Raw genomic sequence first — 19,818 nt, 5'->3', positions numbered from 1 at the left:
GCTTTTCTACATGCGGATTTGTTAATAATTTATGTTAAAAAAAACGGTGTTGTTAAAGTTTAGTTATTTAAGTGTTAATGCTGTAACATTTGAGGATTGACGGAGTCTATTTTTATATGAGTTAAATCTATAATCAAAAATTATTCATCATGAAAAAAACAATCCTAACAGTAGCGGCAGCATGTATGCTGACGGTTACAGGCGTATGCGCCAATGAAACAACATCAACTTTTGAAGTTGATTTAAATTTGACAGAGGTTTCTGTTGAGATTAATTCGTTTTGCAAAGCAATTGTGAAAGGAGATTTTGAAACAGTAAAAAAGCTTATCGAATTGGGAGAGGATGTAAATCAAAAATCACTGGGAATGGCTCCAATCCATTTTGCAGCTCGTTATAATCAAACAGAAATTTTGGAGCTGCTTATTGCTAATGGAGCAAACGTGAAAAAGCGATGTGACAAAGGGTATACTGCGAAAAAATATGCGGAACTATCAAATGCTGTAGAAGCAATGGAAATACTTAAATTGGCTATGAAGAAATAAATTGAGGAGTTTATTCATTCAGCAAAAAGCCCATCCAAAGGATGGGCTTTTTTATTCATCTACTTTAATAGTGTTCATGTAAAAGAGTAAACGATTCTCGTTTTTTAAAAATCAAACCCTGTAAAAGCTCGATATAAAAATGCGTATAGTGCCATAAATAACAGTATGGCACAAAATATAGCATATCCTTTTAGCAAAAGGACAATAAAGCTAGGTCTGCAGTCATCAAACGCTTCCGTGTAAAGACTTTTGAAATGTAATAGTGTTCCCATGTGTTCTTCTCGTTAGATAGCACAAAGGAGGTTATAGATAGGTATTTATGATTTGGGGTCAATCAAAGGTAGTCAAAACTGGCGAATAGAAAGTTTTAATCGATGAACATACCGATTCTATCGACCGGAATATTTTTCAATGGCTTCCTTAATTTTTTCAATCCTGTTTTCTGGATCAGGATGGGTACTTTGAAATTCCGGAACTCTATTGGGGCCAGCAGCAGATTTTAAAATTTCCATGACCTTAATCATCTCATATGGATCATATCCAGCCTGGATCATGAACAACACACCCAATTCATCACTTTCCAGTTCATCACCTCTACCATTTTTCAATAATGTGTTCTGGCCAATACCGCTTACCAAACTTCCCATATCACCACCAACTGATGCACCGGTTGCCAAAGTTTGCCAAAAACTACTTTCGGCAATGCGTTCAGCCGAGTGTCTGCCAATTACGTGGCCAATTTCATGACCAAGTACTCCGGCCAATTGTGCTTCTGTAAGTTGAGAGAATAGGGCATAGGTAATAAAACACTGACCGCCTGGCAATGCAAATGCATTTATGGCCCTATCATCAGCCAATAAATGAAAATCATATTTGTAGGGTGTTTCTCTTGCGATACTATTTTGAATGAGCTTATTGCCAACAGCATCTACCAAAGCCTGCATTCTTTCATCTGGATACAACCCACCATGTTGCTGCGCCATTTCTGGAGCGCTTTGCAAACCAATAGCAATCTCTTGATCGGCCGACATGTTTATATTTTGAACTCTTCCCGTATATGGATTTTCTTCTTTGTTGCTGCAGCGTTGGATAAACGCAAAAGCTACGATAGCTAAGCCGATAAGGATACGAATTTTCCAACTTCCTCTTCTCATGGTAATAGTGTTCTTAGAGATTCAAGATACAAAAAAGGCTTATAACAGGTTTTGATTGATATCTAAAATATTATTTTGAATGTAAGTCTTTAGAAATCCTGTTGTAAAATGTTCGCAGCCCACAAAATCTTCATTTTGAAGTAGCCTAAGAATATTCTTTTTTCTGAAGGCAGTCAACATAGGGATTGATATGGGGGCATAGCTGTAATGCCAAGGCTCGTATTTGAAACCTCTTCTTTTAGGTTCGTCAGTATATACCAAATAAAATCCAAAACTTTCCGAGTTTTCATCAAGCCATGCCTTAAACTTCATAAACGGACCTCCTTCTTCAAATTTTTCAGGAACCAGAACATCTCCCGTAACTTTAGGGTATCCATCAATAATATCAATATCGGTTCCCCAATGATGTCTACTGGTACCGGGGATTGTTGAGTATTCTATAATTTTATCAATGGCTTCCAAAGGTTGCATTTCATCATCTTCCGTGTAACGCAAGTACTTTCGTTCCCAAATACCCTCCTGTCTGTAAAAATCCCTAAAACTTGATACCATTTTAATATCAAAGCCATCTGAATATGCGGCTTTTTTCATTTTCACAAAAGCCTCATATGCCTCTTCCCTTAAATTAATGCCCTCTCCATAAAGCGCTATTTCAGCTTTGCCCATAAGTTCAAGAATAGAATAGTCTGGGTCGGAATTAAGAGTTAAAACCGGTGGAAAAGTACAGGCAAGACCTGAAACCGCTGTTTTTTTGATGAAAGTCCTTCTTTTCATAGAATGGATTTGATTTATGGGACAAGTTAAGAAGTATTTTTCAGTCTTACTGAATCTAAGGACGGACCATTCTTAATCAGAAATATACATATACCCTTGAAATTTTTCTCGAGTATCATTTACTGTAAGAGTGTAAAAATAAATTCCTGCGGATAATCCAGAACTTCTGCTAATTACTGTATTACGATTAGATTGACCCTTGAATTCATTGGAATAGTTCAACTTAGAGTAGACCAGAACACCATAGCGGTTGTAAATGTTAAGAAGATTATTGGGAGTATTTTCAATACCTTCTATCAATAAAAAGTCATTTACGCCATCATCATTTGGGGTCAAAAAGTAATTATCCAAGTCTAAAACGGTAAAAGGCTCCAAAAGATCATCGGTGCCTCCTAAAGTAATTATTTCATAGTCGTCTGGAACAAAAGTTTCTGAAGTAATGCTGCCTACTTGCATATTTCCAGAAATAGAAGAATTACCTAATCTTTCCCACCTATTTTCTGTCTTGTTCCAACCAACAACCATTAGGTTTTCAATATCTTCAGCCAGTAATCCTGTATTGCTGTTAATGTCCCAAGTTAAGTTTACTACCGAAGGTTGATTACCTTCTAATCGCCAGAACTCTAATTCACTTATTTGTAAGTCATCAAATTCCTTGTTGTCGGTATTAAATTGTTGAGTTAAAGAAATGGGATTGTTGGGGTCTTCATTAAAATAAGCACATCTGGCCAAACTGTTAATTGCATCAGATGTCAATGTAAGGTGCCTTATCCGGTCACCATCACCTACCGGAAAAGTAATCAGTTCCTTGTTTGTGGCACCTGCATATCCGTTAATATGAGTGAGGTTTCCAGAACCAGCATAAAATGAAGTATCTATGAAATTGAGATAACTGTTATTTTCATTTTTTGAAGTAATGATATCACCTACAACAAAGTTTAGATTGTTAGTGACTCCCATCCAAGTTTCAAGAATTAACCCGTTTTCTGCAACAATTTCCAAGTCATCAAAAATTGGGCTTGAAGTCCCGGAAACTCTCAACTGATTTTGGCTATAAAAACCGGTTAGTCCTTGATTTTTATCAAAGACACCATCATCTATCAAGTTAATATGAAATCCAACAGAGGCAGTTGTATGAAATTGAAGATTTCCAAAATTATGAATCGCATCTTGTGCATTGGAAACCATGAACTTATTTAGGAATATTCCCAATAAAAATAACTGTATATATCTGGTTGATTTTTTCATAGATTACCTAAAGGCTTGATATATTACTACAATTCCATCGGCAAAACTGTCCGTATTAATCGTGAAACCATCTGTGTTAAAACTTGTAACTGTTGCAGATGTAATCCCAAGATTATTTCCGTTTTGGTTGCCATATCTTAAACCAATACAATGCGAGTTAGAAGCATATCTTGAAATGTCATTGATGGAATTTCCACTTCCACCTACATATATTACCTGTTCCGCAATAGTGTTGCCATCGTTTCTTGCAAAACCGTTCATGGACCCAAAAGAATTGGCAATTCCAGTATTATTGTTACCAACGGCGTTATCAGAGTTTAAATTATAACTTTCAACATTTGCATGCGCTGAAAATGTAATGCTACTTGGCTCAAAGGGAAGTCCGATTATATTTTGATTTCCCAAACCGGTAATTTGAAAGGCACCAACGTAGGTATTGGCCACATTAGGTACTTCTACCCAGTTGGAGTTGCTATAAAAATGTAAACTACGGGTAGTTGTATTGTATATAATAGATCCATCAATAGGGCTATTTATAGAATTCATTTCTATTGAAGTGGCGTTGTGTACCTGTATCAATTCACCCGCTGTAGGAGTTTGAGCTGCTATGGTCAAAAATGAAAACAATAAAATAACAAATATGGGTACTCTCATTTTTTCTTTTTTAAAGATCTATCCTAGTCTCTCATTATTTGTTGCCACTCTACACCGTCACTCTGAAAAGTATAGCATCTCCCATTACGGATTTGAGTACTGGTTCCTCCATTATCAGCCCTATAGGTTGAACTGAACCTGGTACCGCCTGAATAGTTCTTAACAATGTAAACCCTCCCTTGACAACTATTTGCATTTGGTAAGGTTATATTTGGGGAACCTCCTGTCATGATAATAGTATGATGATCTTCTGTAAGGGTAATATTATTCGTGATTCTTACGATTGCAGTGGACACAGATCCATTAACCTCAAGGGTTGAATTGGCCATCTGTCCTGTATTTACGCCTACTCTGGGTTTTGCATTTTGTGCATTTGCACTTCCTTGAATTCTAAAAAGCTCTTTAAGTTGTTGGTCTCTATAATCAAAGCGTTTAAAAAGAAAAGGTTCAGCACCATCATCGGCGATGATAAATTCTAATTCCCCAGCATTGGAAACTCCATTAGATCCAATTTCAAAAAAGTCAGTGCCTGCTGCACTCCCTTTAAGTCTAAAGTTTCCATCGCTATCGGTAAAGAACATAGGCTTATAAAAGGCAGCGGCATCTGCCTGAAATTGTAAGGCTGAAACTCCATTAGTTCCTTTAAGATAAGTCAGGTATTGATTCCCATCCGTATAATCATTATAATTTTGAACTAACCCTAGAGTTTGTCGTCTTCCAACCTCAAGAGTACTGATATTATTAGACCTTATATCCATACTGATATCATTGGTTGTACCTAAGAATGATCCGGCGTTTCCCGCATTTCCAGTTAAAAGCCAGTTAGAATTTGCAGTAGTTACCCAATTATTCCCATTGAAAACAAATAGTTCGCGAGTATCGGTATTGAATAACATTTGTCCTTGTTGCATACCGGTAATAGCGTTTATTTCGGAAGTATTTCCAGTAGTGAGACTAAACAGTAAACCTGCCTCAATTTGAGCATAAGAAAAGTTGGCCATTAGAATTAAAATTGCGATTATTTTTCTCATATCTATCTATAAATCTAAAATGGTAAACATGAATTCAGAATTAAAACGGAATCGATCGCCTCCACCATTGTCGTTATCACCAACTATGACCTCAAAGCTTGATGATGTCTGGTTATTGTAAGATATGCCGGGGTCATCATTTCCAGCTCCACCTCTGCCCGGTTGAGTCAATTGAATGATATAGTTTGCATCCGATACTAATCCAGCCGGTAGATTAACACGATAACGGCCATTTCCACCAAGTTTTGTGACCGTAACTCCTGCGGTAGCTTTGGTCACTGATCCATTAGAAGCAATTTTACCAAATGCTTTAATTGGGCTTTCATAAAAAGCACCTCCATTGGCTGCTACTGTAATGCTATTATTTGTTTCAACCCCGACTGTATTTGCCGTTTGAGGAGTAGATGCTTCGTTAGTATAGGTAATTACTCCTGTAGTATTATTTTGAGTTAATGTTGTTGTTGTTTCGTCTACGGACCCACCTCCGTCACTTAAAGAAATAGTAACCCCAGATTTACTTAACGTCTGTGGAGGCCCTACTGGTCCCGCAGGTCCTGTGGCACCCCTAAGGTCCCCTGTTGAGAACCCAAGACCGTCATCTGATGTGAATGTCGCTATTCCGGTTGCTGGGGAGTATGACCCTCCCGTAAAGCCATCACCGTCCGCACCATCTGTCCCGTTAGTTCCATCAGCACCATCGGTACCATCAGCACCTTCGAGTGATGTCAGCCATGCCGCTTCGGTACCTACGAACCCGTTGGCCACCGCTATCTGGTAGGCTGAGTCGCCGTCCGCACCGTCCGCACCATCTGCACCGTCCGTTCCGTCTACACCATTGGTTCCATCTGTTCCATCGGCACCATCGGTACCATCAGCACCTTCGAGTGATGTGAGCCATGCCGCTTCGGTACCTGTGAACCCGTTGGCCACCGCTATCTGGTAGGCGGAGTCGCCGTCCGTTCCGTCTATACCATCTATACCATTGGTTCCGTTAGTTCCATCTGAACCATCAGCACCTTCGAGTGATGTCAGCCATGCCGCCTCGGTACCTGTGAACCCGTTGGCCACCGCTATCTGGTAGGCTGAGTCGCCGTCCGCACCGTCTGCACCGTCTGCACCGTCCGCACCGTCTGCACCATCTGTTCCGTTAGTTCCATCGGCACCATCGGTACCATCAGCACCTTCGAGTGATGTCAGCCATGCCGCCTCGGTACCTGTGAACCCGTTGGCCACCGCTATCTGGTAAGCTGAGTCGCCGTCCGCACCATCTGCACCATCTGTACCTTCGAGTGATGTCAGCCATGCCGCCTCGGTACCTACGAACCCGTTGGCCACCGCTATCTGGTAAGCTGAGTCGCCGTCCGCACCGTCCGCACCGTCTGCACCGTCTGCACCATCTGTTCCGTTTGTTCCATCTGTTCCGTTTGTTCCATCAGCACCATCGGTACCATCGGTACCTTCGAGTGATGTGAGCCATGCCGCCTCGGTACCTGTGAACCCGTTGGCCACCGCTATCTGGTAAGCTGAGTCGCCGTCCGCACCATCTGCACCATCTGTTCCGTCTATACCATCTGTCCCGTTTGTTCCATCGGCACCATCGGTACCATCAGCACCTTCGAGTGATGTCAGCCATGCCGCCTCGGTACCTACGAACCCGTTGGCCACCGCTATCTGGTAGGCTGAGTCGCCGTCCGCACCGTCTGCACCGTCCGTTCCGTCTATACCATCTGTTCCGTTTGTTCCATCGGCACCATCGGTACCATCAGCACCTTCGAGTGATGTGAGCCATGCCGCCTCGGTACCTGTGAACCCGTTGGCCACCGCTATCTGGTAAGCTGAGTCCCCGTTTGCACCATCTGCACCATCTGTACCGTTTGTTCCGTCTATACCATTGGTTCCGTTAGTTCCATCAGCACCTTCGAGTGATGTGAGCCATGCCGCCTCGGTACCTACGAACCCGTTGGCCACCGCTATCTGGTAGGCTGAGTCCCCGTCCGCACCATCCGCACCATCTGTTCCGTTGGTTCCGTCCGCACCATCTGCACCATCTGTTCCGTTAGTTCCATCGGCACCATCAGCACCTTCGAGTGATGTGAGCCATGCCGCCTCGGTACCTGTGAACCCGTTGGCCACCGCTATCTGGTAAGCTGAGTCGCCGTCCGCACCGTCTGCACCGTCCGTTCCGTCTATACCATCTGTTCCGTTTGTTCCATCGGCACCATCGGTACCATCAGCACCTTCGAGTGATGTCAGCCATGCCGCCTCGGTACCTGTGAACCCGTTGGCCACCGCTATCTGGTAAGCTGAGTCGCCGTCCGCACCATCTGCACCATCTGTACCTTCGAGTGATGTCAGCCATGCCGCCTCGGTACCTACGAACCCGTTGGCCACCGCTATCTGGTAAGCTGAGTCGCCGTCCGTTCCGTCTATACCATCTGTTCCGTTTGTTCCATCGGCACCATCGGTACCATCAGCACCTTCGAGTGATGTCAGCCATGCCGCCTCGGTACCTGTGAACCCGTTGGCCACCGCTATCTGGTAAGCTGAGTCGCCGTCCGCACCGTCCGCACCGTCCGTTCCGTCTATACCATCTGTTCCGTCTATACCATCTGTCCCGTTTGTTCCATCTGCACCATCGGTACCATCAGCACCTTCGAGCGATGTCAGCCATGCCGCCTCGGTACCTGTGAACCCGTTGGCCACCGCTATCTGGTAGGCGGAGTCGCCGTCCGCACCGTCCGCACCGTCCGTTCCGTCTATACCATCTGTTCCGTTTGTTCCATCGGCACCATCGGTACCATCAGCACCTTCGAGTGATGTCAGCCATGCCGCCTCGGTACCTGTGAACCCGTTGGCCACCGCTATCTGGTAAGCTGAGTCCCCGTCCGCACCATCCGCACCATCTGTTCCGTCTATACCATCTGTCCCGTTTGTTCCATCGGCACCGTCTGCACCGTCCGCACCGTCTGCACCATCTGTTCCGTTAGTTCCATCGGCACCATCGGTACCATCAGCACCTTCGAGTGATGTCAGCCATGCCGCCTCGGTACCTGTGAACCCGTTGGCCACCGCTATCTGGTAAGCTGAGTCGCCGTCCGCACCATCTGCACCATCTGTACCTTCGAGTGATGTCAGCCATGCCGCCTCGGTACCTGTGAACCCGTTGGCCACCGCTATCTGGTAAGCTGAGTCGCCGTCCGCACCGTCTGCACCGTCTGCACCATCTGTTCCGTTTGTTCCATCTGTTCCGTTTGTTCCATCAGCACCATCGGTACCATCGGTACCTTCGAGTGATGTCAGCCATGCCGCCTCGGTACCTGTGAACCCGTTGGCCACCGCTATCTGGTAAGCTGAGTCGCCGTCCGCACCGTCCGCACCGTCCGTTCCGTCTATACCATCTGTTCCGTCTATACCATCTGTCCCGTTTGTTCCATCGGCACCATCGGTACCATCAGCACCTTCGAGTGATGTCAGCCATGCCGCCTCGGTACCTACGAACCCGTTGGCCACCGCTATCTGGTAGGCTGAGTCGCCGTCCGCACCGTCCGTTCCGTCTATACCATCTGTTCCGTTTGTTCCATCGGCACCATCGGTACCATCAGCACCTTCGAGTGATGTGAGCCATGCCGCCTCGGTACCTGTGAACCCGTTGGCCACCGCTATCTGGTAAGCTGAGTCCCCGTTTGCACCATCTGCACCATCTGTACCGTTTGTTCCGTCTATACCATTGGTTCCGTTAGTTCCATCAGCACCTTCGAGTGATGTGAGCCATGCCGCCTCGGTACCTACGAACCCGTTGGCCACCGCTATCTGGTAGGCTGAGTCCCCGTCCGCACCATCCGCACCATCTGTTCCGTTGGTTCCGTCCGCACCATCTGCACCATCAGCACCTTCGAGTGATGTGAGCCATGCCGCCTCGGTACCTACGAACCCGTTGGCCACCGCTATCTGGTAAGCTGAGTCGCCGTCCGCACCGTCTGCACCGTCCGTTCCGTCTATACCATCTGTTCCGTTTGTTCCATCGGCACCATCGGTACCATCAGCACCTTCGAGTGATGTCAGCCATGCCGCCTCGGTACCTGTGAACCCGTTGGCCACCGCTATCTGGTAAGCTGAGTCGCCGTCCGCACCATCTGCACCATCTGTACCTTCGAGTGATGTCAGCCATGCCGCCTCGGTACCTACGAACCCGTTGGCCACCGCTATCTGGTAGGCTGAGTCCCCGTTTGCACCATCCGCACCATCTGCACCATCTGTACCGTTTGTTCCATCGGCACCATCGGTACCATCAGCACCTTCGAGTGATGTGAGCCATGCCGCCTCGGTACCTGTGAACCCGTTGGCCACCGCTATCTGGTAGGCTGAGTCGCCGTCCGCACCATCCGCACCATCTGTACCGTTTGTTCCGTCTATACCATTGATTCCATCTGTTCCGTTTGTTCCATCGGCACCTTCGAGTGATGTGAGCCATGCCGCCTCGGTACCTACGAACCCGTTGGCCACCGCTATCTGGTAAGCTGAGTCCCCGTTTGCACCATCTGCACCATCTGTACCGTTTGTTCCGTCTATACCATTGGTTCCGTTAGTTCCATCAGCACCTTCGAGTGATGTGAGCCATGCCGCCTCGGTACCTACGAACCCGTTGGCCACCGCTATCTGGTAGGCGGAGTCGCCGTCCGTTCCGTCTATACCATCTATACCATTGGTTCCGTTAGTTCCATCTGAACCATCAGCACCTTCGAGTGATGTGAGCCATGCCGCCTCGGTACCTGTGAACCCGTTGGCCACCGCTATCTGGTAAGCTGAGTCGCCGTCCGCACCATCTGCACCATCTGTACCGTCCGTTCCGTCTATACCATTGGTTCCATCTGTTCCGTTAGTTCCATCTGCACCATCAGCACCTTCGAGTGATGTCAGCCATGCCGCCTCGGTACCTGTGAACCCATTGGCCACCGCTATCTGGTAGGCTGAGTCGCCGTCCGCACCGTCCGCACCGTCTATACCATTGGTTCCATCTGCACCATCTGTACCTTCGAGTGATGTGAGCCATGCCGCCTCGGTACCTACGAACCCGTTGGCCACCGCTATCTGGTAAGCTGAGTCGCCGTCCGCACCGTCCGTTCCGTCTATACCATCTGTTCCGTTAGTTCCATCAGCACCTTCGAGTGATGTCAGCCATGCCGCCTCGGTACCTGTGAACCCGTTGGCCACCGCTATCTGGTAGGCTGAGTCGCCGTCCGCACCATCTGTTCCGTCTGTTCCTGACGACCCCTGCGGTCCTGCAGGTCCTGTTAAATCTGAGGATGTAAAAATTACTATACCATCATCAAGAATGGAGAAAGTTCCATCGTTGTTATCGACAAATGTTAGATTTGATGTATTAGAAGAATTACAAAGATTAACCCATTGTACTCCATTGTAATAATGGACACATGATGTTTCGATATTATATACCAAAGCACCATTTAATGGGTCAATACTTTGCATTTGTGCTGATGTCAATCTTGTTAAGACGAGTGCCTTATTGGAGCTTTCCAATTCAAGGATTGACGAAGTGTCAATCACGTTTGGATTGGAACCAACCTTAACCTGAGAAAAGACAAAAACGGAAAAAAATAGGGCAAAAAAGGGTAAAATTCTTCTCAATATCATCGCAACTTGTTTGATAGCTGGCTAAAAATAAGGGCATCAGCAGAGAAGAACCACTAAATGTTGTGTAGTAAGATAAGAATGTTGTAAAATGAATGTTAACGTCTCAAAACACTAGCTTTTAATTATTTAACACAATGTATTTGAAGTATTATTCCTACAGTTCACCTGTTTAGAAAAAGGAAACCTTGATATTCTAATTCTAAATCATCCAAGGTGGCCAGATAATAATAAACGCCTTCGGGAAGGCCAATATCCTGGCTTAGCAAAAGGCTTCCTGTATTTGAAATTCCTGTGAATTCATCAACATAATTTATCTTTTCAAAAACCTTTTGCCCAAAACGATTAAATATTCTTAAGCTATTGTTTGGAGATTCGGACATGCCTTCAAGTACTAAAAATTCATTGGTACCGTCTCCATTTGGACTTAAAAAATAGTTGCCCAATGTAGGGTTGTTTACTGCAAAAGTATCTGTTGGTAATGGAACTGTTCCAAAGGTGATGGCTTCGTAATCACTGGGTACAAAGGGTTGAGAGGTAACAAACCCCTGAGAAATATCGCCACTTAAAGCTGAATTACCAATAACGACCCATTGGTTTGCTTGTTTGCTCCAACCAACTACAATAATTGCGTCTGCCGTGGTATTTGGAATTAGACTCAAAGCGCTTCTTTCATTCCAACTAATGGTTACTGTCGCTGTTTGATCACTCTGTATAATCCAAAATTCCCGATTGGTCACTGTACCAATATCCCTTACTTTTTCCTCCACATTATAACTTTCTACAATTGAGGATGGGTTAGAAGGGTTCTCAAAAAAATATGCGCATACCGCTAGAGCTGTTTCATTTTGAGATTCTAAAAGTAAAGGTCTCAACTGCAATTGGTCACCTACAGCAAAAGAAAAAATACTTCGGTTAGTAATTGCTGCAAATCCAGTTACTTTGGAGGTATCATTTTCACCCGTGAAAAAACCATTATTGGAAAAATTAAGATAGGTTGTTTGGTCATTGAGCGGAGAAAGAACATCGCCATCCACAAAGTTTACATTGTTAAGCACATTGACTGAATTCTGCAAAAAGACATTGTTGGAAGCCATTACCTCAATATCATTAAAAGTAGGGGAGATGCTCCCGGAAACTTGAATGACATTATCTCCATAAAACCCAGCCAATCCCTGATTTTGATCAAAAGTTACCTCATTAATCAAATTGGTGTGAAAACCTAGATTGCCATTTGGGTGTATACGAATGTTCCCGCTATTATATAGGCCAGTTTGAGCCTGGGTAAAGCTGGCGAATAGAAAAAGTGCTGTATAGAAGAGAATGTTACTACTTATTTTCATCTTTTTCGGAAAGCATATTCTTAATAAGTTTTATATCAGCCTTTAGAGAATTAACTTCTTCTATCAGTTTTTCGTTGTCAGATTTTAGTTCTTCAATCTTCTTTTCCTGTTCTATTGTATGAAGAAACAACTCTTCTATTTTCTCCAAGTGATTCAAAGAAGATTCTGTCAAACGGTACTCCCTTGATTTTTTGATTTCATAGGCAGACCTTATTCCCGGTAGATGATTATGTTCTTTGATAAAAGCTTCTACAGTTTCCAAACTTCTAAATTTATAATCTACATTAAGATTTGAAAAGCCTCCATAGTACTTTTCAAATACGAAGTCTGGTACTATTACAACCCCAGTATCAATAAAATCTCCATTGGTAAGTACATCTTGCGCTCCGAAGTCGGGGTTTATTTTGGTTCCCAGAATAGCAGCAGCAGCATTTATATCATCATTGGTTATGGTACCATCAGCTATCTTGTCCGTAGTCACTGCATCCGCAGCTAGCTCTGTATTTCCCACAGCGCCCGCTGTTATCTCCAGATTTACATTGGTGAATGCGGCATCTGTTCCGCCTGTCACGGTCAGGTCTGCGGAAGTGATGTCACCGTCCCCTGTCAAGGATGCGACATCGACATCTAGGGCCCCGGTCGCCAAGTTCTGTGTAAGTCCGTTTCCCGCTACATCCACGTTTATTGCAGCTGCATTTACGGCATCCACTGCAATGTCTGTTGATTCCACCGCTCCAATGGCTATCTTGTCCGTAGTCACTGCATCCGCAGCTAGCTCTGTGTTTCCCACAGCGCCCGCTGTTATCTCCAGATTTACATTGGTGAATGCGGCATCTGTTCCGCCTGTCACGGTCAGGTCTGCGGAAGTGATGTCACCGTCCCCTGTCAAGGATGCGACATCGACATCTAGGGCCCCGGTCGCCAAGTTCTGTGTAAGTCCGTTTCCCGCTACATCCACGTTTATTGCAGCTGCATTTACGGCATCCACTGCAATGTCTGTTGATTCCACCGCTCCAATGGCTATCTTGTCCGTAGTCACTGCATCCGCAGCTAGCTCTGTATTTCCCACAGCGCCCGCTGTTATCTCCAGATTTACATTGGTGAATGCGGCATCTGTTCCGCCTGTCACGGTCAGGTCTGCGGAAGTGATGTCACCGTCCCCTGTCAAGGATGCGACATCGACATCTAGGGCCCCGGTCGCCAAGTTCTGTGTAAGTCCGTTTCCCGCTACATCCACGTTTATTGCAGCTGCATTTACGGCATCCACTGCAATGTCTGTTGATTCCACCGCTCCAATGGCTATCTTGTCCGTAGTCACTGCATCCGCAGCTAGCTCTGTGTTTCCCACAGCGCCCGCTGTTATCTCCAGATTTACATTGGTGAATGCGGCATCTGTTCCGCCTGTCACGGTCAGGTCTGCGGAAGTGATGTCACCGTCCCCTGTCAAGGATGCGACATCGACATCTAGGGCCCCGGTCGCCAAGTTCTGTGTAAGTCCGTTTCCCGCTACATCCACGTTTATTGCAGCTGCATTTACGGCATCCACTGCAATGTCTGTTGATTCCACCGCTCCAATGGCTATCTTGTCCGTAGTCACTGCATCCGCAGCTAGCTCTGTGTTTCCCACAGCGCCCGCCGTTATCTCCAGATTTACATTGGTGAATGCGGCATCTGTTCCGCCTGTCACGGTCAGGTCTGCGGAAATGATGTCACCGTCTCCTGTCAAGGATGCGACATCGACATCTAGGGCCCCGGTCGCCAAGTTCTGCGTGAGCCCCGTTCCAGCGACACTAACATCTATTTTATCTGCTGTTATGGCATCATCGACAATTTCATCAGTATCGATAGCATCATTCGCCATCTTCAAATTTGTTATCGCATCATTCGCAATATCATCTGCATCCACTTCACCATTTAAAATTTTATCCGTGGTAACCGCATCAGCTCCTAGCTCTAAATTTGTTATTCCTCCTACACTAACATCCAATACAAAAGGATTTGCGTCCGTTCCTAAACCTGTGCGGACCAAAGTTCCGTCTGCAGCGTCCCTAACTTCATTCCCAACAACCCCATCAATTTCGGTTACCGTTAAGCCAGTTTCATCTATTAATACCCATTCGGCACCATTCCATTGCAAAAGCTCTCCAGTAGCCGTTCCATCTGCTAATTTATCAAAGGATACTGTAGCATCCTGTAATTGAAGACCTGTAATAGAGCCTTCCTGTATGTCAACAGAACCATTTATAGAGGTATCCACAATATTTTCACCTCTTATTTCTCCAACTTCAAAGTTAAAGTTGGTGCCATTGGCGTCAGGTGTAATAATCATGGTTGGACTAAAATTTACGATGGCATCCGTACTAAAGGTTTGTTCATCTGGTCGATCACAAAGATTGATCCAAAGAGCTCCATCATAAAAATGTACACATTGTGTATCTGTATTATAGACCACGGCCCCTCTTAAGGGAGATGTATTTTCCATTTGTATTGTTGTCATTCTGGTAATAACCAATACCCGGGAGTTACTTTCCAACTCCAAAACTGATGCTGAATCCAAGTTCTGTGGATTATCACCAATTTTAATCTGGGCTTTAAGCGAAGCAGTCACTAGTAGGCAAATGACTAAATATGTTATACGTGCTTTCACAGTGTTTGAATATTTGAGGGTTTTCAAAACGTAATTGACAAAACTAACTTTATGATCGGATTATTCTAATTATTACCGTCAAAATACCGTAGTTCTATGGTGAACGGACATGCCTGTGAATCAAGCCATTTTATAGAATTAACAAAAGTTTAGAGTACGTTTATTTTTTTATATGCTTCTCAAGGGTTTTCTTTAACTTGAGCTAAATGGCTTTTTATGAAAAACACTATCCTACTTTTATTTTCTTTTATTTTCTCAATTGCTGCGCTAGCGCAGGATAACAGGCAGGTTTTGCGAGGCAAGGTGCTGTACAGAGGCAGTAATGTTGCCAATGAAAATGTTATTAATTCTACTTCTGAAACCGCTACAATTACCAATGATGATGGACAATTCGTCATTTTGGTGAAAGAAGGGGATCAACTGGTCTTTACTGCAGTGAATTATCAGTTGGAGGTGGTTACGATTACACCAGAAATTTTGAACAACAACAGATTGGTGGTCGAGGTAACAGAAAAAGTGACGCAATTAGATGAAGTGGTCATCACCCCAGAAAATCAGCAGAAATTTCTAGAAGTGAAAAATGATAATTTTAAAGGTTTTGAATATGAAATTGATCGTAGCACAGAAGTGGAAAATGTAGCTGAATCGCGCAGTGTACGTGGAATGCGAGACGGAATTAATTTTGTGAACATTTTTAAGGCAATGTTCAATTCCAAGAAGGAAGATGGTGAGGATAAAACACCTTTAAAGGTTAGTGAAGTATTACGCCAAGTATATGAAGATGAATTTTTTGTGGTTGACTTAAAGTTGCCCCAAGATAAAATAGATGCTTTTTTAATTTACTGTGACGATAAAGTACCATCCCAAACCTTACTGCGGAAGGAGAATGAGTTTCAGTTGATTGATTTTTTGGTAACCCATAGTAAAACATATTTAACCGAGTTGGATGAGGATTAAGCTCCTTTTTTCATTGTTGTTCTTGGTTGCTTTTTCGGTTAGCGCCCAACAAAAGGAATTAAGAGGAAAAGTTTATAGTAAAGGCAAAGATGTTGTTGGGGTTGTTGTACAGAATGTTACCACCGAACGTGCTGTAATTACCGATATTGATGGAAACTTTTCCATTTTGATAAAACTGAATGATACCCTTGTATTTTCCGCTGTTCAGTTTAAAAGAAAAATTTTACCGGTCAATGAAGTGCTTTTCAATACAAGTTTTATAACAGTTCCTCTGGAAGAATTTGTAAATGAGCTAAGTGAAGTAGTGGTGAAACCTTATGATCTTTCTGGAGATTTGGGGCAAGATTTGGGTGGATTGCAATTGGAAAAAGATGTAAGTGCGGAGGCGTTGGGATTACCAAATGCCCATCAAAAAATACCATCACAAAGTCAACGTAAACTACAACAGGCTACTTTTGGAAAATTTAATGTAGGGATGATTTTAACCCCACCTCTTGATCCTATCATCAATGCTATTACTGGACGGACAAAAATGCTGAAAAATAGGGTCAAAGTAGATAAGGCTTATGCAAGAACACAAAGAGTTCAAGATTTTTATGTTGATTCCCTTTTTGTGGTCACCTTAAAAATTCCTTCGGAAAAAATTGAGGATTTTATGTATTTCTGCGAAGTTGATGAACAGTTTCAAAAGACGGTAGATGCAAAGGATAAATTAAAGCTGTGGGATTTTTTGGTTTTAAAGAGCCGAGACTATCGAAAAAACAATAGTCTGGATTAATCCATAAATTGGCATGTGGTTTGTACTGTTGAGAGTGGAAAGAATTTCTTGAGAAATAGTGTAACATAAAACAGGTTAACAATACTATTGTAATATGATGAATTTAAGATTGATAAGAAACATGGCTTTGCCAATAATGGCAGTTCTGTTTTTATCTTTTACAGTAGCGCATAAGTTCTATGTTAGCGTGACCAATGTGGTGTATTCAGAAAAAAACGCTTCATTTCAGATTACCAGTCGCATTTTTATTGATGACTTGGAAGAGCTATTAAAAGAGCGGTACGATATTAACGCTAAGTTGGCTACTAAGGATGAAGCCAAAGTTTCTGATGAATACATTAAAAAATACTTTAAGGCAAAATTTGCCATTGAACTTAATGGTGAAATAGCGCATTATTCCTTTTTGGGAAAAAAATATGATAATGATGTAGTGCTTTGTTATTTAGAGTTGACCGATGTAAATTTTTCTGAACTAAAGTCAATATCCATCCAAAATGAAATTTTAACCGATATGTTTGAAGAGCAACAAAACGTTGTCCATGTAAAATGGAATGGACAGAAGAAGAGTTTTGTACTGATCAAAGAGAATAATAAAGGAATGTTAAACTTATAACGAATCCTTAACAGTTGGTTAAAAAAAAGTTATTTTTCAACGTTTTAAAATCAAAAAGAAAATGAACAAAATCAAGTATTACTTTGCTTCTATGTTGTTCCTTTTTGGTGCTATGGCCATAGCACAAGAAGAGGGTGAAGTAAAAGAGGAACGAGATCCGGGCCATTACAATCAAAGCAAGTTTAAACAGTTGTATGAGGAGTTTGCTACTCCAAACACATATCGTTCTGCTTCAGGAGCTCCTGGCCCTGATTATTACCAACAGCGGGCAGATTATGATATGAATATTGAATTGGATGATAAAAACTCCAAAATATATGGAGAAGAGACCATTACCTATTTTAACAATTCTCCAGATAATCTAGAGTTCCTTTGGGTGCAATTGGACCAAAATGTTCGTGCTAAGGATTCTAAATCCCCATTAAGGAATGGCAATGGTGTAAACTTTGCTTACACAACGGGAAACTTCGCAAATACTTATGTTAGTGAGCCTTTTGATGGTGGCTTCAATATTGAATATGTGAAAGATGCCAATGGCAGACCATTGTCATATACGATCAACCAAACGATGATGCGACTGAATATTCCTCAACCTTTAAAGAGCGGTGAGCAAATTTCTTTTTCTATTAAGTGGTGGTACAATATTAACGACCATGTTAATGGAAGAGGACGTTCAGGTTATGAGTATTTTCCAAAAGATGGAAATCGTGCCTATGTAATTGCGCAATTCTTCCCGCGTATGGCAGTATATAGTGATGTGGAGGGATGGCAAAACCACCAGTTTTGGGGTAGCGGAGAATTTGCACTTCCGTTTGGCAACTATAATGTGAACATTACTGTGCCAGCAGATCATGTTTTGGATGCCACAGGAGTATTACAGAACAGAAAAGAAGTCTTCTCAAAAGATATGATGAAACGATACGAAATGGCCAAAAAGTCTTATGATAAGCCAGTGGTCATAGTAACGCAAGAAGAGGCAGAAGCAGCTGAAAAAGGTTTTTCAGAAAAGAAAAAGACTTGGAAATTTAAAGCTACCAATGTACGCGATTATGGTTTTGCAACTTCCCGAAAGTTTATTTGGGACATGCAGGCCGTAAAAATTGGCAGTAAAGACGTAATGGCTGTTTCATTATATCCGAAAGAAGGAAACCCACTTTGGGAAGAACAATCTACAAAAGCAGTTGCACAAACTTTAGAAACGTACTCTAAGCATACATTTGATTATCCTTATCACAAAGCGATTTCTGTGCATGCAAAAAATCAAGGCATGGAGTATCCAATGATTTGCTGGAACTATGGACGTCCTAATGAAGATGGTACGTATTCTGATAGAACAAAATATGGAATGATCAGCGTTATCATTCATGAAGTTGGTCACAACTTCTTCCCTATGATTGTAAATTCTGATGAACGTCAGTGGGGATGGATGGATGAAGGTTTAGATACTTTTATGCAATATTTAGCAGAGCAAGAGTTTGGTAAAAACTACCCAGATGTAATTGCTCCAAATGGTAACTACCCATCTCGTAGAGGGGAGCCTTCTAAAATAGTACCTTATATGAGTGGAGATCAAAGCCATATTTCACCCATTATGTCGAACCCAGAAAATGTGTATCAACTTGGGCCAAATGCATATGGAAAACCGGCTACAGCTTTAAATATTTTGAGAGAAACCGTTATGGGCAAAGAATTGTTCGACCATGCATTTAAAACCTATGCACAACGTTGGAAATTTAAGCACCCAACCCCAGAAGATTTCTTCAGAACCTTGGAAGATGCATCTGCAGTAGATTTGGACTGGTATTGGAGAGGTTGGTTCTACACCACGGATTATGTGGATATAGGCGTTAAGGGTGTAAAAAAATACTATGTTTCTGATAAGCCTACCAAAGAAATGGAAAAATACATGGCTGACAGAAATTTAACGGAAGCTGATTTGCCGCCATTGGTATATTTGGCAGAGGAGGACAGTGAAGATTTTTCTCCTGAGTTAAAGGGGAAGTCACCAACAGAAACTTCTCAAAACTTGAAAGAATTTATGATGGACAACATGACCGAGGCCGAAAGAGCTGCGGTGGTAGAGCCTAAATATTTCTACGAAGTTACTTTTGACAAACCAGGAGGTATTCCAATGCCATTGATTGTTGAATACACTTATGCAGATGGAACCAAGGAAAATGTTACATACCCCGCCGAAATTTGGAGAAAGAATGATGCCGAAGTAAAAAGGGTAATTTCTTCAGAAAAAGAATTGGTTGGTATTATAGTTGACCCAAAATTAGAGACTGCAGATATTGATACTGCCAATAATTCTTGGCCAATTAAAGAAGAGAAATCTGACTTTGATAAGTTCAAAGAAAATATCAAAGGCAAGTAATAACTCAAAATGAATGTTAAGAGCCCTGTGATTTCACAGGGCTTTTTTTTA

At 43.1% G+C, this 19,818-nt stretch carries 14 protein-coding genes; 5 read left to right on the top strand and 9 right to left on the bottom strand.

Translation table 11 applies throughout. The features are described from left to right. Nucleotides 1-149: 149 nt before the first annotated feature. Entirely contained in the window at nucleotides 150-542 is a 393-nt protein-coding gene (locus tag LV704_RS03600; RefSeq protein WP_163421701.1) for an ankyrin repeat domain-containing protein, read from the top strand. Nucleotides 543-646: 104 nt separating this feature from the next. On the opposite strand, the gene LV704_RS20015 is transcribed toward LV704_RS03600, so the two are convergent. The 9 genes from LV704_RS20015 to LV704_RS03560 form a co-directional block, all read right to left on the bottom strand. Further along, complete coding sequence (locus tag LV704_RS20015; RefSeq protein WP_317164632.1) at nucleotides 647-814, bottom strand: DUF6747 family protein; 168 nt, start codon at nucleotides 812-814, stop codon at nucleotides 647-649. A 117-nt stretch (nucleotides 815-931) separates the two neighbouring features. Continuing rightward, a complete protein-coding gene (locus LV704_RS03595; protein ID WP_163421702.1) occupies nucleotides 932-1,696 on the bottom strand; it encodes a M48 family metalloprotease in 765 nt (254 codons plus the stop codon). A gap of 39 nt (nucleotides 1,697-1,735) precedes the next feature. Then, nucleotides 1,736-2,470: a M15 family metallopeptidase gene (locus LV704_RS03590; RefSeq protein WP_163421703.1), complete on the bottom strand. Its 735-nt coding sequence runs from the start codon at nucleotides 2,468-2,470 to the stop codon at nucleotides 1,736-1,738. Nucleotides 2,471-2,542: 72 nt separating this feature from the next. Beyond that, nucleotides 2,543-3,718 carry a gliding motility-associated C-terminal domain-containing protein gene (locus LV704_RS03585; protein WP_163421704.1) on the bottom strand — a complete coding sequence of 392 codons (1,176 nt, stop codon included), beginning with the start codon at nucleotides 3,716-3,718 and terminating at the stop codon, nucleotides 2,543-2,545. 3 nt (nucleotides 3,719-3,721) lie between these two features. Next, the gene (locus tag LV704_RS03580; protein ID WP_163421705.1) at nucleotides 3,722-4,372 is read right to left on the bottom strand and encodes a hypothetical protein; all 651 of its coding nucleotides are present in this window, start codon (nucleotides 4,370-4,372) and stop codon (nucleotides 3,722-3,724) included. Between the two features lie 23 nt (nucleotides 4,373-4,395). Next, a complete protein-coding gene (locus LV704_RS03575; RefSeq protein ID WP_163421706.1) occupies nucleotides 4,396-5,403 on the bottom strand; it encodes a hypothetical protein in 1,008 nt (335 codons plus the stop codon). Nucleotides 5,404-5,409: 6 nt separating this feature from the next. Then, nucleotides 5,410-11,055: a hypothetical protein gene (locus tag LV704_RS03570; protein ID WP_233782137.1), complete on the bottom strand. Its 5,646-nt coding sequence runs from the start codon at nucleotides 11,053-11,055 to the stop codon at nucleotides 5,410-5,412. A 161-nt stretch (nucleotides 11,056-11,216) separates the two neighbouring features. Next, on the bottom strand, nucleotides 11,217-12,395 hold the full coding sequence (locus LV704_RS03565) for a gliding motility-associated C-terminal domain-containing protein (protein WP_163421707.1): 1,179 nt from the start codon (nucleotides 12,393-12,395) through the stop codon (nucleotides 11,217-11,219). Continuing rightward, a complete protein-coding gene (locus tag LV704_RS03560) occupies nucleotides 12,382-15,042 on the bottom strand; it encodes a bZIP transcription factor (RefSeq protein ID WP_233782136.1) in 2,661 nt (886 codons plus the stop codon). Before LV704_RS03560 ends, LV704_RS03565 begins: the two co-directional genes overlap by 14 nt. A gap of 216 nt (nucleotides 15,043-15,258) precedes the next feature. Here LV704_RS03560 and LV704_RS03555 point away from each other — a divergent pair, with 216 nt between their 5' ends. The 4 genes from LV704_RS03555 to LV704_RS03540 all read left to right on the top strand — a co-directional run bounded on the left by LV704_RS03555 (nucleotide 15,259) and on the right by LV704_RS03540 (nucleotide 19,767). Further along, nucleotides 15,259-15,999 carry a hypothetical protein gene (locus tag LV704_RS03555; protein ID WP_163421709.1) on the top strand — a complete coding sequence of 247 codons (741 nt, stop codon included), beginning with the start codon at nucleotides 15,259-15,261 and terminating at the stop codon, nucleotides 15,997-15,999. Then, nucleotides 15,989-16,777, top strand: coding sequence for a hypothetical protein (locus LV704_RS03550; protein WP_163421710.1), 789 nt, complete (start codon nucleotides 15,989-15,991; stop codon nucleotides 16,775-16,777). The genes LV704_RS03555 and LV704_RS03550 overlap by 11 nt, the downstream gene beginning before the upstream one ends. Nucleotides 16,778-16,871: 94 nt before the next feature. Then, nucleotides 16,872-17,390, top strand: coding sequence for a DUF6702 family protein (locus LV704_RS03545; protein ID WP_163421711.1), 519 nt, complete (start codon nucleotides 16,872-16,874; stop codon nucleotides 17,388-17,390). 61 nt (nucleotides 17,391-17,451) lie between these two features. Then, the gene (locus tag LV704_RS03540; protein WP_163421712.1) at nucleotides 17,452-19,767 is read left to right on the top strand and encodes a M1 family metallopeptidase; all 2,316 of its coding nucleotides are present in this window, start codon (nucleotides 17,452-17,454) and stop codon (nucleotides 19,765-19,767) included. Nucleotides 19,768-19,818: the final 51 nt, after the last annotated feature.

The organism is Flagellimonas sp. CMM7, from assembly GCF_021390195.1.
In the GTDB taxonomy this organism is placed as follows: domain Bacteria; phylum Bacteroidota; class Bacteroidia; order Flavobacteriales; family Flavobacteriaceae; genus Flagellimonas.
Note: the sequence above shows the minus strand (reverse complement) of the source record. Positions and strands in the feature narration are given on the sequence as shown.